The sequence below is a fragment of the Nocardia fusca NBRC 14340 genome, from assembly GCF_001618425.1.
Taxonomy (GTDB): Bacteria; Actinomycetota; Actinomycetes; order Mycobacteriales; family Mycobacteriaceae; genus Nocardia; species Nocardia fusca.
This window is the reverse complement of sequence record NZ_BDCU01000030.1, coordinates 294,293-308,504: the sequence shown is the minus strand read 5'-3', so window position 1 is coordinate 308,504 and position 14,212 is coordinate 294,293. Positions and strand designations below refer to the sequence as shown.

Genomic DNA, 14,212 nt, shown 5'->3' with positions numbered 1-14,212 from the left:
CCATCCGGTGATCAGCGGGCGCTCGCCTTTCGTAGCCGCCGGACGCCCTCGTCCAAGGTCTCGGAACGCTTACAGAAGGTGAAGCGGACGAGATGTCGCCACGCGGCCGGGTCGTCGGTGAAAACACTGACCGGCACCGCGGCCACCCCGAGCCGTGCGGGCAGTTCCCGGCAGAACCGGATTCCGTCGTCCTCGCCTGTGGGGCGGATATCGGCGCAGACGAAGTAACTCCCTGCGCTCGGATGCACCCGGAAACCCGTCTCGGCCAGCGCCGCGGACAGGCGCAGCCGCTGCTCGGAGAGCCTGGTGCGCAGCCGGGCCACCCAGTCGAGTTCATGGGTGAGCGCGTGCGCGACGGCGGGCTGGAACGGTCCACCGCCCACGAAGGTGAGGAATTGTTTGGCGGCGAGGACCGCGTCGATCAGGGGAGCCGCCCCGCAGATCCAGCCGATCTTCCAGCCGGTGACGCTGAACGTTTTCGCCGCACTCGACACCACCAGTGTCCGGTCGGCCATCCCGGGGAAGCCGGCGATGCTGAGATGTTCGGCGTCGTCGTACACCAGGTGCTCGTACACCTCGTCGGTCAGCACCAGCAGGTCGTGTGCGCAGGCGATCTCGGCGAGGGCGGCCAGATCGGCGCGGTCGAGGACCGTGCCGGTGGGGTTGTGCGGTGAATTCAGGATCAGCATGCGCGTGGCCGGGGTGATCGCGGCGCGCAGACTGTCGTGGTCGAGGACGAAACGGTCCCCGTCGGGGACCAGCCGGGCGGTGCGCCGATGCCCCCCGGCCAGGGCCACCGCCGCGGGATAGGAGTCGTAGTAGGGCTCGATCAAGACCACTTCGGAGCCGGGCTCGACCAGGCCGAGGACCGCGGCGCTGATCGCCTCGGTGGCGCCGACCGTCACCAATACCTCGGTGTCGGGATCGTAGTGCGTCCCGTAGCGGCGGGCGCGGTCCGCGGCGATCGCGCGGCGTAGCACCGGCATACCGCGGCCGGGCGGATACTGGTTCAGGCCGTCGGCGATCGCGTCGCGGGCGGCCTCGAGCATGCCGGCGGGCCCGTCGCTGTCCGGGAAGCCCTGCCCCAGGTTGATCGCCTCGTGCCGGACCGCGAGTTCGGTCATCTCGGCGAAGATCGTGGCGGCAAAGGGCCGCAGCCGGTCGACGGTGGGGGCTCGGTCACGCATGGCACGAGCCTAGACGGCCCGCCCTACCGTGGCGGGCCCCGCTCACCTCCCGCCGCGGGGCCGGTCTCCCACCGATCCGCCCAGTTCGGCGAGCGGACTGCGCGCGAAATCGGCGAGCAGTTCGGCGGGGTCGTCGTAGACCGCGACCGCGCCCGCCTCGTGCAGTTCCGCGCCACTGATTCCGCCGGACCGGAACCCGATGAAGCCCACTCCCGCCCGCCGGGCCGCTTCGGCGTCCCAGACCGTGTCACCGACGAAGATCGCCGACCCGGCCCCGGTGCCGGCCCGGTCGAGCGCGGTGCGCACGATATCGGGGCGCGGTTTCGCGGTGCCGACGTCCTCGCTGGAGGTCTGCGCCGACACCACCTCCGCCGCGCCGAGGACCTCGCGCAGTAGCGAGAGTTCGTCCTCCGGCGCGGAGGTCGCCAGCACCACGGTGAGTCCGGCCGCCGCGACCCGCTCGAGCAGTTCGCGCGCCCCGCCGACCGGGCGCATGAGCGCCCCGGAATCCAGGTAGTAGCGCAGATGCAGGTCCTTCGCCCGGTCGCGGGTGTCGTCGTCGGCGTCGGGCAGCAGGGTGCTCACGAGCAGGGAGCCGTCCATTCCGATACTCCGGTGCACCCGCCAGGCGTCCACCTCGGCGCCGACTTCCCGGAACGCCCGGGTCCAGGCGTAGACGTGCAGATAGTTCGAATCGACCAGGGTTCCGTCGATATCGAACAGCACCGCTCCCGCGGAATCGGTTTCGGGCACGGGCGCTCAGCTCCTGGCGTCGCGGGGGACACCGGTGGACCACAGCGCCCACAGGACCAGGACCGGCTGGAAGAGCAGTCGTACGAAGCGTTTCCCGTCGGTGTCGAGCCGGAAGGCCGATCGGTGGCCCCGCCACTGGGCGATATTGCCGGGGAAGACCGCGACGAAGAACAGCGCGGTGATCCGCCCCATCCGGACCCGATCCCGGGTCATCGCCGCCAATCCCGCGCCGAGCATGATCTCCACACCGCCGGAGGCCATCACGACACCGTCCTTGTCCAGCGGTACCCAATCGGGCACTTGGGCCTGGAACTCCCGGCGGGCCCAGAACAGATGGCTCAGACCCGCGAACATCAGCGCCGCCGACAGGAGATAGCGGGCGGTCGTACGAGCCGGTGTGGTGGGCGCACTCTCCGATTCGTGACTGGCCATGCACCGCAGCCTACCCGCGGCGACGGTGGCGGTGGCGCTGCGAAGGGCCGTCCTTCGCGGTGTACTCGCTGATCGCCGGTATCGCTTCTGTCGTCAGGTTCTGCTGACCACGGGTCCGCCGCGATCCGATCGGTACTTCCGGACACGGTGGTCACCGGCGCTCCCGGCGTACGCTCACAGCAGCCGGGACTGCTCTCGACCATCGGGTTTCCGTCGACCGCCGCCCGGGCCCGCGTCCCCGTGGGGTGTGGGCCCGCTGTGGTCGGTCACGTACGGAATCGGCGTGTCGCAGTGAGATCGTGACACGCCCGGTAACCCTCCCTCTCCGGCAAAAATTCATGCTACTTTTCGTCACACATATTCCAGTCAGGGTGTGGAGGTTCGGTGCCGGACGGTACAGACGAGTTGTTCGGGTGGTCGGCGGCGCCCGCCGGCGAAGGCGGTGGCGCGGCGCTGGACCAGGTCGCGATCATGACCGGGGCGGCCGGGGTAATCGCACTGGGGCTGCTGTGGGTCGGATACCTCCACCGGAACCGCCGCATCACCTGGCTACAACGGCTCGCCGATCGCCTGGGCCGGGTGTTCAACCGGCCCGGCTGGGTGGCGCTGCCGCTGGCGATGTTCCTCGCGACCATCCTGACCGCGCTGCTGGGTTTCATCTGGGATGTGAGCCTGCACATCGGCAACGGCCGCGACGAGGGACCGCTGGCCAATCCGGCGCACTATTTCATCCTCGCGGGGCTGTTCTTCCTCTTCACGGCCGGGATGGCGGCCATCGTACTGCCCCTGGACGAGAAGCCCGGCCCGGCGGCGGTGCGGATCACCCGGACCTGGTACGCGCCCGTCGGGGGAATCCTGCTGGCAGGGGCCGGCCTCTACGCCCTGATCGGGTTCCCGCTCGACGATATGTGGCACCGCATCTTCGGCCAGGACGTCACCTTGTGGGGGCCGACGCATCTGATGCTCATCGGTGGCGCCGGGTTCTCGCTGATCGGTGTGCTGCTGCTCGAGTACGAGGGCCGGCACAACCGGCCGGAACCGCGTGAGCGGGAGACGCGCCGGATGTGGCTGCTGCGTGCCTTCGCGTTCGGGGGCCTGCTCATCGGACTGTCGGTGTTCCAGGTCGAGTACGACTTCGGGGTGGAACAGTTCCGGCTGGTGCTGCAGCCGATGCTGATCATCGCGGCGGCGACGATCGCCCTGGTCGCCGCGCGGCCGGTCCTCGGCCCGGGCGGCACGCTGGTCGTGGTCGGTTTCGCCGCGGTCGTGCGGGCCGTTGTCGCCGTCCTGGTGGGCGGCCCGATCATCGACGCGCCGCGTAACGTGTTCCCGCTGTATCTCGGCGTGGCGGTCGTGGTGGAACTGCTGGCCCTGCTGCCGTTGGTCCGGCGCCGGATCGTCTGGGGCGCGGTCTGCGGTCTGGTGGCGGCGACCCTCGGACTCTGGCTCGAATCACTATGGGTCGGGGCGATGTTCGTGAATCCGTGGCCGGCGGCGATGTGGCCCGAACTGCTGGTCATGGCGGTGCCCACCGGGATCGCGGGCGGTGTCGTCGGGGCCATGCTGGCCGTCGTGCTGCTGGGAGAGCCGCTGCCGCGGCCCGCGGTGCGCCGGACTCTCGTGGTGGCGGCGGTGGCGGTGGTGGCCGCGGCCACTACCAACGGCCTGCTGATCGAGGTGCCGGAGGGGGCCCGGGCGGCGGTGGAACTGCGGGATGCCCCCGAACAGGGCGGACGGATGGTGTACGCCGATGTCCGGATCATGCCGGCGGATCTGGTCGGCACCGATCCCGAGTGGGTCGAGATCCTGTCCTGGCAGGGCGGTGTGGGCAGCGACAGCCCCGGCCGCGGCCTAGTGGTCGACCAGCTCCGGCGCGAGAGTCCAGGACACTACGTCTCGACGAAACCCGTACCGGTGCACGGTACGTGGAAAACGCTGCTGCGGGTCCAGGACGGCCGGACGCTGACCGCGCTACCGATCTTCATGGCCGCCGACCCCGGTATCGGCGCCGCGGAGATCCCGGCACTCGACTCGTTCACCCGGCCCTTCGTCTCCGAGATCACGGTGCTGCAGCGGGAGCGGTCGTTCGACCATCCGGCGTGGTTGTTCGCGGTGGCCTCGCTGGTCGTGCTGGTGTGCAGCCTGGCCCTGGTCGCCGCGCTGTCCTGGGGCGCGGCCCGGATCAACGACCGGTACCTGCGCGAGTCCCCCACGGGGCAGCAGGAACGGGCGCCCGCGCAATGACCGATCGATACGACGGCGTGGATCTGCTCGCCGACCATTCGATCCTGCTCGCGGTTCCCGCCTTTCTCCCGGCGTTCCTCATCGCTGCGGTCGTCGTCGCTGTCGCCGTGCGCGACCGCAGGCGCGGCGACGACGATGACGACCCGTCCGCCGGCCCCGATACCGAGAAGGAGGACTGATGCCGTCCGTCTCCCGCCTGTGCGTCGCGGTGCTGGCCGCCGGGCTGCTCGCCGCCGGCTGCGCGAGCAGCGAACCGGAACAACCCGCCGCGAGCAGTGCGAGTGCGGCACCGGGCGCCGCGGCCGTGGTCGTCCCGGTGCGTATCGCCGGCGGCACGGTGACCCCGGCCGACGCCAGGCTCGAGGCCCGGGTGGGCCAGCCGATCGAGATCGTCGTCGACAGTGACGCCGCCGACGAACTCCACGTGCACGCCGAGCCCGATCACACCTTCGCCGTCACACCCGGAACGGGCGAGCGTTTCCGGTTCACCGTCGAGATCCCGGGGCGGGTGGAGATCGAACTGCATCACGCCGGTCGGACGGTGGCCACCCTGCTCGTTCGCGAATGACACTGTTCGCCCACGGCTTGGGTGGTGCCGCGGATCTGCCGATTCCGTTGACCTATGCGCTGATCGGCGCGGCCTGGGCCCTCACCTTCTCGTTTGCGGTGCTCGCCGTCGCCTGGCGGGAACCGCGGCTGGACCCGGATTCGCCCGGTATCGGTGTGCCGGAGGTCGTGCGATCGGTCGTGGACGCGCCGGTGGTGCGCGCGGGGATCGCGGCGATGAGCGTGGTGGCTTTCGGCATGGTACTGGCGATCGGCGTGTTCGGCCCCGCCGATCCGGCCCGTAATCCGGTCCCGGGTGTCCTCTACATCTTCCTGTGGGTCGGGGTGGCCGTCGCCTCGCTCGTGGCCGGGCCGGTGTGGAAGGTGCTGTCCCCGGCGCGGGCGGTGTATCGCGGGTACTGCGCACTCACCCGCCGCCGGCCCGAGAACGGCCTGCTGCGGTACCCCGAAGCGTGGGGGAGATGGCCGGCGGCGCTGGGGTTGTTCACCTTCGTCTGGCTGGAACTCGCCGCACCGAATCCGGGCTCGGTCACCGCGGTGACCCTGTGGCTCACCGGGTACCTGGTCGTTACCGTGGCCGGGCTGGTCGTGTTCGGCACCCCATGGGCCGAGCGGGCGGACCCGCTCGAGGTGTACAGCAGTCTGCTCGGGCGGGCGAGCCCGATCGGCCGGGGTGCGGCGGGCGCCCTCGTCCTGCGTACGCCGCTGTCGAATCTCGCGGGGACGCCGGTGGGCGCGGGATCGGTGGCGGTGGCGGCGACCCTCCTGGGTTCCACGGCATTCGACAGTTTCTCGTTGTTCCCGTGGTGGCGAGCCCTGGTATCCGACGGCGGGTTCGCACCCACGCTGGTGTCCACCCTGGGATTGCTGGTGTTCATCGGGGTGGTCGGGGTGAGTTTCCGGTTCGCCGCGGCGGCCACCGGAGGCCTCTCCCGCGCCGACCGCCGGATGCTGCCGCGGAAACTCGCCTATACGCTGACACCGATCATCGCCGGGTACGTGATCGCCCACTACCTGAGCTTCCTGGTCGAGAAGGGCCAGGCGACGATGATTCTGTTCGCGGATCCCTTCGGAGCCGGCTGGAACCTTTTCGGATTGGCCGATCGCGAGGTCGCCTATGTGCTGTCCGCGCAACCGACGGTACTGGGAACACTCAAGGTGTTCGCGGTGGTGACGGGGCATATTCTCGGTGTCGCCGCCGCGCACGATCGCTGCCTGCAACTGCTGCCGCGGGCACATCGGCTCACCGGGCAGCTCGCGCTCATGCTGCTCATGGTCGGGTTCACCTTCACCGGACTCTATCTGCTCTTCGACGCCTAGATGCCCCGTAGCAGTGTTGACCGTGATGGATGAGCCGCGAGCCGAATGGCCGAACACGACGCACGACTGGGTCACCGAGGTGGATATCGCGCACCTGCAACACATCCGCCGAGCCCCGGCGTCGCTGGCCCCCGGCGGTCTCCGGCACCTGATCCTCGAAGTCGTCGCCTACGCGGCCGACGAAGCCGAGGTCACCGGCAACGGGCGATGTCTCATCGTCCTGTATGCGGACGGCTCGGTGTCGGTATCGGACGAAGGCAGGGGCACCGATACCCGAGTCGACGATCGAGGTCGCCATATCCGGAAACCGATCATGTCATCGAAGGACCTACGATTTTTCGACCGACCCGAAGCGCAATGCCTCCCGGACCTGCACCCGCGTCGCGGTATCTCCGTCGTCGCGGCCCTGAGCCGGTGGCTGATTCATACCAATCGCCGTCGCGACGGCGCCTGGACCCAGCGCTACGAGCACGGCATTCCGGTGAGCGACCTCCTGCCCGTCACAGCCATCGGCCCGACCGGGACAACAGTCCACTTCCTCCCGGACCCGGACCTATCGCCGGGCGACGAACTGAACGCCGAGGACCTCCTGCAGATGGTGGCCTGCTGGCCTTACCTATCGGTCGATGTCGACGACGCCCGGCCGCAAGAGTCACGGTAAGGACCCGACGGGGGGACTACGGAGGCACTCCGGCCTCATCCACCTGAGTTGCGCAGATAATTCCCGGAGCCGCCGGCTGTGGAGCGGCCTGGCCGCATGCGGAGTCACAGGCGGTGCAGTTCTATGGAACCCGGCAGCACCGCGGCGGTTGCGAAATTTTCTCGCGCCGCCGATGACTTCTCCGGTGGTGCGCCGTCGTATCGGTTGAACGCGCTACCAACCCGGCGCGACCGACCCGAAGGACCGGAAATGACCACCACCAGCCCCACCCCCGCCTTTTCCGCCGATGTCGCCGGCCGTCCCGGCACGATCGGTAACCGGGTCCTGTGGACCCTGCAGATCCTGCTCGGCCTGTTCTTCGTCATCGCCTCCGGCGGGCCGAAGCTCGTGATACCGAATGCTCTGGCCGATAACGCACCCGAGAACCTGACCATCCCCTTCGGGCTGCTGATCTTCATCGGGGTGGTCGAGGTCGCCGGTGGTATCGGTCTGCTGGTGCCGCGGTTGTCTGCCCTTGCTGCCGTGGGGCTGTCGGTTCTCACGGTGCTCGCCGCGGGGACCCAGGCGTTCCTCGCCGACCAGCCGGCGATGGCGATCTTCCCGCTGGTGCTCGCCGCGATCTTCGCCTGGATCGCCTACGAGCGCCGCGCGGGTGTGACTGCGCTGCGTGACTCGCTGTCGCGGTGAGGAAATCCGTAGCTATGACCGGCGATCGGTGGCCCGGCCACCGATCGCCGGTCGTGCGTGCTGGTGATCGATCGCCTGTCGGGTTGGCGGCGATCGATCCCGCGGCCATCTGGTTCGCGGCACCGGCTCGGGTGTCGCACCAGGTGGCCGTCGGTGCCTCCATCACCCTCGTCGCGTCACCAGAGTTTCTCCGACGGCGTCCTGTACGAGTTTCATCGACACGAGCTCGGTGAATCCGGCGCGTCGAGCGAAGCGCACCTTTTTGCGCTTGTACACGGTGAAGCCGAGCCTGGTGTAGACATTGAGCGCAGCCGCGTTGGTGTCCTTGATGTCCTCGAGCACATACTCGCGATATCCGGGCAGGGCCAGCAGATGGCGCAGCAGCGCGGTCGCGACGCCGCGCCCCTGATAGGCCGGCTCGGTGGCGACGAACCCGATCTCGGCGAGGCCGGGCCGGGCACCAGCGGATGCGGCCATGAACCATTTCCGGATGACCACGTAGCCGAGCAGCCCTCGGGCCGGCCCGAGGTGACGCCGGATCTCCTGCCATCGCGGCGCGAACAGCGTCTGGTCACCCTCGGTGAGTGAGGCGAGGCCGGCGGGCTCTCCGTCGACGAGCGCGATGTAGAACCGTTCGAGCAGCAGCATGTGCTCGAACGCGTCGGCCAACTTATCGGTGTTCCTCGAGAACGCGACGAAATCTTCGGCAAAGGCGCGCACATACACCTCGGTGATGCGGCGCCGGTATTCCTCGCCGAGCCTGTCTCCCCGCTCGACCACGACCGTCGTCTCGACCATCTCTGTTCACTCCGCTTGTCGCATACCCGTATCGGGCCCGGACCGTATCCCTCGGCGCCACCGATATGATCCCATGCCGGATATCGCCGACCCCGAACAGCAGTGCTGGGAAGCTGCCGTCGTCGGTGGGGTTCGGTCGCGGAGGTTCGGCCGACCGGAGCGCGGGTGGTCCAAGCGCCGCCCCGACCGCGGCGGAGCCGGCCATAGCCGGTACCGCCGCGGTCGGGATGGTGGTGAATCTGCCGGACACCGTGGTCGAGGACGGCCGGGACCTGTTCTCGGCAACGGCATCCGGCCGACAGTTTCTATCGTCTGCCGCCGAGCCGGGGAGCCGGCCTCACTTCAGGTGCCGGGCGAAGAACCGGTTCGCCTCGTCCCCCGCGAAATGCGGGACGCCGGTGTGTCCCCCCATATTGGCGTGCAGTGTCTTCACCTCGGAGCCGAACGCGTCGAACAGGTCCAAGGCCTGTTGCCGGTCGTTGTGTTCGTCGTCCCACTGCAGCAGGACATGCAGCGGAATGGTGACCTGCCGGGCCTCTTCGAACATGCTGCGGGGCACGAAACTCCCGGCGAACAGAACGGCAGCGGAGATGCGCGGCTCGACCACCGCCAGCCGGGTGCCGATGGAGATCACCCCTCCCGAATATCCGACCGGGCCGCCGATCTCGGGCAGCGATAGGAGGTCGTCCAGGGCGGCCCGCCATTCCGGGACCGCCTTTTCGACCAGGGGGAGGACGAGCCGGTCGACGATCTCGTCGTCGACCGGCTCGCCAGCCTCCAGCGCCCGGCGCAGGTCGGCGCGGGCCTGCTCGGCGTCGGCGGAACGGGGCCGGTCACCGCTTCCGGGGAGTTCGATGGTGGCCGCGGCGAAGCCTTCCGCCGCGGCGTGCCGGGCCCGGGCCGCCAGCCGGGGGTACATCATGCGCAGTCCGCCGGGGTGACCGGCCAGGATCAGCGGCGCCGGTTCGGGCGCGGATTCGGGCGTCCACAGGATGCCGGGGATCTCGCCGAGGGTGAATTCGCGTTCGAGGACGCCGTCGTCGAGGCGCTTTTCGGAAGTGAATTGCATTGTCGTGCCTTTCGGGAGTGCTCTCGTGCGGCGCTCCCGGACGACCTATCGCCCGACCGTGACCCCGGAGGGGAGCACCCATGTCGATACTGCGTTCACGGGTACCACCTCCTCGTTCTCTTGCACGGCCTCCGGAAGGTACCAGGGGTCGTCGTGGTCGGCCAACAGGTTTTTGCCGGCGCCGCGGGACCGCAGGCCATCGAGTTCGAACCGCCGATTCGGATCCTTTCCGGACGCTCAGGTCTCCTCGGTGAGGATGTCGTCGATCAATGCCCGGGCTCGCTGATCGACGGGGTCGTGGGCGAGGGTGAGAAGCGTTTTCCAGAGCGCCCAGCCGCGGGCCCGGTCCCAGGTGCCGCTGTCCTGGCCGGTGGTGTCACGGAACGCAGAGCGCCCGGCGCCGGACAACATCGTCCACGCGGGCACCAGATCGCAGGCAGGGTCGCCGATTCCGCATGTGCCGAAGTCGATGACTGCGCTGAGCCTTCCGCGCTCGACGAGCAGTTGCCGATGGCGAGGTCGCCGTGGAACCAGACCGGGCGGCGGTCCCATTCCGAGGTCAGGGCCCTGTCCCAGACCGCGGCGGCCGCGCCGATGTCGATATCGTCGGCGAGTACCGCCAGGCAGTGGCGGGTCTGCCGGTCATAGTGGTGCGGGGCGGCGCCGCGGTAGAAACTGTGTTCGCCGGCGACCGGGGCTCCGGTGGTGTCGCAGCCGCTGTCGAGTTGCGGACGATTTCGTCCGCCGATCCGGGTGTGCGACCTTGCGGTGATGGCGACGTTGCGTTTCGGGGCGCTCTTCCCCACGGCGAATGCCGATATCGACGACTTTCAGCGGCTGCTGGGGCGGGTGTCACCGCCGGCGCGACTGAATGTAGTGGATTTGCGGTGGCCGCCCGGCGTGGCCGCGGGCCTGGCGGAGATGTCCGATGACCGTTTGGCGGCCGCGGCGGCCGGGCTGGGCGATCCGGTGTTGCTCGCGAGCGCGCTCGATGGTTCCGCGGGCCGGTTCGAGGCGGTCGCGCTCGCGGTCACCTCTGCGAGCTTCTTGCGCAGCGCCCACGACCACGCCCGCCAACTCACCACACTCGCCCGAGTCGCTCGATGCCGCGGCGCGACCACACTGCGCGGCTTCCAGGACGCGGTCCGCCATCTCGGAGCCACCCGGATCAGCGTGGCGTCGGTCTATCCATCGCATTTCACCGACAAGTTCATCGGCCACCTCGGTGAGACGGACGCGACAGTCGTGCACCGCGTCGACGCGAATGCCCGCACCGACCACGACCTGGCCCGCTGGGGAGACGACCGCATCATCGACTTGGTAACCCGAGCAGCGCATCCGGGGGCCGAGGTGGTGTTGCTACCCGAAACCGCGTTGCACACCGACCATCTCACCGCCGCTCTCACGGAGGCCGCCGGGGTGCCGGTGCTGACCGCAACCCAGGTCACCCTCTGGTCGCTGTTCCGAGCCCTCGGCCGCACTCCGGCCGCGGCCGCCGCGGGGCCGTTGTTCGGCGGCGATGAACTTCGATAGCGCAGACCACTTTCCAGGCGACTCGGATCAGGACATGACCTGGAGGCCGGGACCGACACATGGATCACCGACCGGTAGGAGTCGACGCCGGTGGTGGGGAGGTGGCCGGCCGGTCAGACCTCGACCGATCCGGCGATGTTGGTGTTGTGCACCGAACAGGCCCACCATGCCCCGTGGCGTTTGATCAGGACCCAGGTGCCTCGGTTGGCGACGGAGAACTCCGGGGTGCGCAGTTTTTGCTCGACGTTGACGACTGCGTGTTCGGGTGTCAGGAGACGGAGGGCGAGTATCTCGAAGTGGGCTCGCGCGTCCGGGCTGTCGCCGAGGCGTTTGCGATGGTAGCCGTGCAGTTCGTCCCATCCCCGGAAGACCGCGCCCGCCGGCGTGATGAAGACGATGTCTTCGGTGAACGGCTGGTCGAAGGCTGCTGCGTCTTTGGCCTCCAACGCGGATTCCAGTGTCCGGAACAGGGTTTCGATCTCGCCGGTCGTGACCGTGTCGGCGTCGGAGATCGCGGCCGTGGGGCGGGCGTCGGACGGGGCGTACTCGGGAGAACTCACTCGCCGCACGCTACGCCGCCGCGCTCCCACTTCTGGTATTCGGGCAACCCACGCGATGGACGGCCGCGTCGCCGATATCCCGTACTTCGACCCCGTCCCCGACCGGGAACCCGGGCAGCGGCTGGTCAGCGACCGCTATCCGCGGGTGGGTTCGCACCGACGAGGGCATCGAGGGTCGAGAGCCGTTCGCCGGTATCCGCATCGCTCACCCGGGCTTGCCGATACCGGCCAGCACCTTTTCGTGCCATTCGATCTCGGTCCGAATCCGCAGGCGGGCGTGTTCGGCGATGAGATCGTCGGCGGTGCTCTGGTCGGGCCAGCGGCGGTCGAGCTGATGCTCCATCCGCGAGCCGATCGCACGGAGCGCGGCGATCCGGTCCTCGAGGTAGCCGCGCAACAACTCCGGATCGAGATCGTCGCCGACGGCCAGCGCGAGATCGACCGGGTCGGGCCGGATATCGACCTCGGTGAAGGCTTCGTCGCGTAACGCCCGCAGCTCCCGCCGGCCCTCGTCGGTGATCTCATAGATCGTGCGAGCGGGAAGCGCGCCCTGCTGTTCGGTACGCAACGGGCGGACCAGGCCCTCGCTCTCCATCCGGTGCAGTGCGCCGTACAGCGAGCCCGGTTTGACGCGCGACCACAGGTCGGCCCGGTCCAGGCGGGCGTCCCGGCGCAATTGGTGGCCGTGCATCGGTCCGCGCCGAGCCAGGGCGGCCAGGACGAACAAGCGGGTCTCGTTCACGAAACCAGTCTGTCACGAGTACTCGTATTTGAGTAGTCTCCCCGCATGACTGTGCGACCCATCCTCATCGCCGGCGACCCGCGGCTCACCACTACCGCGGTTCCGGTGACCGTGTTCGACGACGAACTCGCCGCGTTCGTCGCCGACCTGTTCGAGACCAACACCGCCGCAGCCGGTGCCGGATTGGCGGCCAACCAGATCGGCGACCCACGCGCGGTGTTCGTCTACGACCTCACCGATTCCGGGACCCGGTACCGCGGCCACGTGGTGAATCCGGTGCTGCGGACCTCCGGGCTGCCGGAGACCATGCCGCACCCCGAGGACGATCTCGAAGGGTGTCTTTCCGTTCCGGAGGAATGGTTTCCCACGGGCCGGGCGGACCGGGCCGAGGTGACGGGCGTGGATATGACGGGAGCCCCCGTCACAGTGACAGGCACCGGATATCTGGCCCGCTGTCTGCAACACGAGACCGACCATCTCGCGGGGACCCTGTACCTGGAGCGGCTGGTCGGCCGGAATCGGCGCGCGGCCCGCAGAATGATCAAGGATCGGCGGTGGACCGTGCCCGGCAACAGCTGGCTTCCCGGCGCGGCGGACCATGCCGCCGGTGCTCAGTAGTTCGTCGCCTCGATCAGGCGCTGCCGCAGCCAGGTCAGGGCGGTCGCGCCCGCGGGGTCGACGACATAGGAGGGATAGGCTTGGTGCGCGCCGGATTTCAGGAAATCGTCGATCTGTTTCCGGCGCTGTTCGTAGGCGGAGGCATCGAACTCGCCGGCCAGGCCGAGACCCCCCGCGGCCAGCGCATCGCCGAACAGTGCGGCTGCCTGCCGCTGATAATTGCCGATATCGGCCGGATCGGGATTCGACATCTGGACCACCAGCCCGGCCAGGCGCCCGGCGATATCGCCGTCGGGCATCGCGCAGTACAGATCGCCGTCGACACAGAACGTGTACGTGCGCGGGCCGAGTGCGGCGAAACCGCCCGGCCGCGCCCCGACGGCTCCGGCGCCGGGCACCGCCGGGCCGATGAGGGTGTCCGCGGGCGAACGCCGGGGGTCGGCGATCAGTCCCACCAGCGCGATCCGTTCCGCCGGCGCGGTGGCGGACCCGGCGCCGATCTCGGCCGCGAGATCACCGGCCGCGTGCGCGCCCTGGCTGTAGCCGAGGAGCGCGATACGTGTCGCCGGGCAGGCCCGGGCCGCGGCCGCGACCATATCGCGCGCTCGATCGGTGGCCTCCTGCTTGGAGCGGCCGTAAACCTCCCCCTCCCAGGGAAAGGCCGTCGCCGCGTAGGCGACATAGTCGACCGCCACGTTTTCCGGCAGCCGGTCGACGGTCGCCGCGAGCATGCCCGTGCCGGGCTCGGTATCGGAAGTCTCCCAGGTTCCGGGGATCGCTACGACGTACAGATCGGGGCACGGGGTCGGTGTGCCTGCCGCCACCGGGGCTCCGCCGACCTGGAGAACTGCGGCTACGAGCGCGATTACGCAGGCGGCGACGCCGGATTTCCATCGTGTGGGCACGACTGCTCCATCTCGTCACACCGAGGGTGTAGCTGATCGGGTCGGGCGGGAGGCCGCGTCGGCGGAACTCCCGTGAGATGAGGCCGGCCCGGGTCCGGGGTGGATGGCGGGGTGGCGCCCCCGCCCGCTCGCCCGC

General features: G+C 69.4%; 17 protein-coding genes. 8 read left to right on the top strand and 9 right to left on the bottom strand.

Annotated elements, in window-relative coordinates; all coding sequences use genetic code 11:
- Positions 1-11 precede the first annotated feature (11 nt).
- Genes NF4_RS20360 through NF4_RS20350 form a run of 3 tightly spaced genes read right to left on the bottom strand, consistent with a single transcriptional unit; the run spans position 12 to position 2,372 of the window.
- Entirely contained in the window at positions 12-1,187 is a 1,176-nt protein-coding gene (locus NF4_RS20360; protein WP_063128921.1) for a pyridoxal phosphate-dependent aminotransferase, read from the bottom strand.
- Positions 1,188-1,229: 42 nt separating this feature from the next.
- A complete protein-coding gene (locus NF4_RS20355) occupies positions 1,230-1,940 on the bottom strand; it encodes an HAD family hydrolase (RefSeq protein WP_063128920.1) in 711 nt (236 codons plus the stop codon).
- Between the two features lie 6 nt (positions 1,941-1,946).
- Positions 1,947-2,372, bottom strand: coding sequence for a DoxX family protein (locus NF4_RS20350; RefSeq protein ID WP_063128919.1), 426 nt, complete (start codon positions 2,370-2,372; stop codon positions 1,947-1,949).
- 471 nt (positions 2,373-2,843) lie between these two features.
- Between NF4_RS20350 and NF4_RS20345 the strand changes: the two genes are divergently transcribed.
- From NF4_RS20345 to NF4_RS20320, 6 genes are all read left to right on the top strand, one after another.
- Positions 2,844-4,616: a hypothetical protein gene (locus NF4_RS20345; protein WP_232330577.1), complete on the top strand. Its 1,773-nt coding sequence runs from the start codon at positions 2,844-2,846 to the stop codon at positions 4,614-4,616.
- Positions 4,613-4,795, top strand: a complete 183-nt coding sequence (locus NF4_RS20340; protein WP_063128917.1) for a hypothetical protein — start codon at positions 4,613-4,615, stop codon at positions 4,793-4,795. Before NF4_RS20345 ends, NF4_RS20340 begins: the two co-directional genes overlap by 4 nt.
- Entirely contained in the window at positions 4,795-5,184 is a 390-nt protein-coding gene (locus NF4_RS20335; protein ID WP_063128916.1) for a hypothetical protein, read from the top strand. Before NF4_RS20340 ends, NF4_RS20335 begins: the two co-directional genes overlap by 1 nt.
- Complete coding sequence (locus NF4_RS20330) at positions 5,181-6,503, top strand: hypothetical protein (RefSeq protein ID WP_063128915.1); 1,323 nt, start codon at positions 5,181-5,183, stop codon at positions 6,501-6,503. The genes NF4_RS20335 and NF4_RS20330 overlap by 4 nt, the downstream gene beginning before the upstream one ends.
- A 25-nt stretch (positions 6,504-6,528) precedes the next feature.
- Positions 6,529-7,164 carry a hypothetical protein gene (locus NF4_RS20325; RefSeq protein ID WP_063128968.1) on the top strand — a complete coding sequence of 212 codons (636 nt, stop codon included), beginning with the start codon at positions 6,529-6,531 and terminating at the stop codon, positions 7,162-7,164.
- Positions 7,165-7,413: 249 nt separating this feature from the next.
- Positions 7,414-7,851, top strand: a complete 438-nt coding sequence (locus NF4_RS20320; RefSeq protein WP_063128914.1) for a DoxX family protein — start codon at positions 7,414-7,416, stop codon at positions 7,849-7,851.
- A gap of 162 nt (positions 7,852-8,013) precedes the next feature.
- Here the strand turns inward: NF4_RS20320 and NF4_RS20315 are convergent, their stop codons facing one another.
- From NF4_RS20315 to NF4_RS38685, 3 genes are all read right to left on the bottom strand, one after another.
- Positions 8,014-8,649 carry a GNAT family N-acetyltransferase gene (locus NF4_RS20315; protein WP_063128913.1) on the bottom strand — a complete coding sequence of 212 codons (636 nt, stop codon included), beginning with the start codon at positions 8,647-8,649 and terminating at the stop codon, positions 8,014-8,016.
- 337 nt (positions 8,650-8,986) lie between these two features.
- Positions 8,987-9,718 (bottom strand): dienelactone hydrolase family protein, encoded by a 732-nt coding sequence (locus NF4_RS20310; RefSeq protein WP_063128912.1) that lies wholly within the window; start codon positions 9,716-9,718, stop codon positions 8,987-8,989.
- A 237-nt stretch (positions 9,719-9,955) separates the two neighbouring features.
- Positions 9,956-10,270, bottom strand: a complete 315-nt coding sequence (locus NF4_RS38685; RefSeq protein ID WP_063128911.1) for a phosphotransferase — start codon at positions 10,268-10,270, stop codon at positions 9,956-9,958.
- Between the two features lie 219 nt (positions 10,271-10,489).
- Here NF4_RS38685 and NF4_RS20300 point away from each other — a divergent pair, with 219 nt between their 5' ends.
- Positions 10,490-11,251, top strand: a complete 762-nt coding sequence (locus NF4_RS20300) for an aspartate racemase/maleate isomerase family protein (RefSeq protein ID WP_063128910.1) — start codon at positions 10,490-10,492, stop codon at positions 11,249-11,251.
- A 113-nt stretch (positions 11,252-11,364) separates the two neighbouring features.
- On the opposite strand, the gene NF4_RS20295 is transcribed toward NF4_RS20300, so the two are convergent.
- Together NF4_RS20295 and NF4_RS20290 are read right to left on the bottom strand one after the other, a co-directional pair.
- Positions 11,365-11,811, bottom strand: coding sequence for a YybH family protein (locus tag NF4_RS20295; protein ID WP_198165388.1), 447 nt, complete (start codon positions 11,809-11,811; stop codon positions 11,365-11,367).
- A 205-nt stretch (positions 11,812-12,016) separates the two neighbouring features.
- Positions 12,017-12,553: a PadR family transcriptional regulator gene (locus NF4_RS20290; protein WP_063128908.1), complete on the bottom strand. Its 537-nt coding sequence runs from the start codon at positions 12,551-12,553 to the stop codon at positions 12,017-12,019.
- A gap of 45 nt (positions 12,554-12,598) precedes the next feature.
- On the opposite strand from NF4_RS20290, the gene NF4_RS20285 reads away from it, so the two are divergent.
- On the top strand, positions 12,599-13,171 hold the full coding sequence (locus tag NF4_RS20285; protein WP_063128907.1) for a peptide deformylase: 573 nt from the start codon (positions 12,599-12,601) through the stop codon (positions 13,169-13,171).
- On the opposite strand, the gene NF4_RS20280 is transcribed toward NF4_RS20285, so the two are convergent.
- A complete protein-coding gene (locus NF4_RS20280; protein ID WP_084533271.1) occupies positions 13,165-14,076 on the bottom strand; it encodes a cutinase family protein in 912 nt (303 codons plus the stop codon). The genes NF4_RS20285 and NF4_RS20280 overlap by 7 nt on opposite strands.
- Between the last annotated feature and the right edge of the window lie 136 nt (positions 14,077-14,212).

Bases quoted from the DNA above. Each gene is read 5' to 3' on its own strand.
- NF4_RS20340 (WP_063128917.1), top strand. From the start codon at position 4,613: ATGACCGATCGATACGACGGCGTGGATCTGCTCGCCGACCATTCGATC.
- NF4_RS38685 (WP_063128911.1), bottom strand. From the start codon at position 10,270: ATGGGACCGCCGCCCGGTCTGGTTCCACGGCGACCTCGCCATCGGCAA.
- NF4_RS20360 (WP_063128921.1), bottom strand. From the start codon at position 1,187: ATGCGTGACCGAGCCCCCACCGTCGACCGGCTGCGGCCCTTTGCCGCC.
- NF4_RS20285 (WP_063128907.1), top strand. From the start codon at position 12,599: ATGACTGTGCGACCCATCCTCATCGCCGGCGACCCGCGGCTCACCACT.
- NF4_RS20320 (WP_063128914.1), top strand. From the start codon at position 7,414: ATGACCACCACCAGCCCCACCCCCGCCTTTTCCGCCGATGTCGCCGGC.
- NF4_RS20325 (WP_063128968.1), top strand. From the start codon at position 6,529: ATGGATGAGCCGCGAGCCGAATGGCCGAACACGACGCACGACTGGGTC.
- NF4_RS20300 (WP_063128910.1), top strand. From the start codon at position 10,490: ATGGCGACGTTGCGTTTCGGGGCGCTCTTCCCCACGGCGAATGCCGAT.
- NF4_RS20310 (WP_063128912.1), bottom strand. From the start codon at position 9,718: ATGCAATTCACTTCCGAAAAGCGCCTCGACGACGGCGTCCTCGAACGC.
- NF4_RS20330 (WP_063128915.1), top strand. From the start codon at position 5,181: ATGACACTGTTCGCCCACGGCTTGGGTGGTGCCGCGGATCTGCCGATT.
- NF4_RS20315 (WP_063128913.1), bottom strand. From the start codon at position 8,649: ATGGTCGAGACGACGGTCGTGGTCGAGCGGGGAGACAGGCTCGGCGAG.
- NF4_RS20335 (WP_063128916.1), top strand. From the start codon at position 4,795: ATGCCGTCCGTCTCCCGCCTGTGCGTCGCGGTGCTGGCCGCCGGGCTG.
- NF4_RS20345 (WP_232330577.1), top strand. From the start codon at position 2,844: ATGACCGGGGCGGCCGGGGTAATCGCACTGGGGCTGCTGTGGGTCGGA.
- NF4_RS20350 (WP_063128919.1), bottom strand. From the start codon at position 2,372: ATGGCCAGTCACGAATCGGAGAGTGCGCCCACCACACCGGCTCGTACG.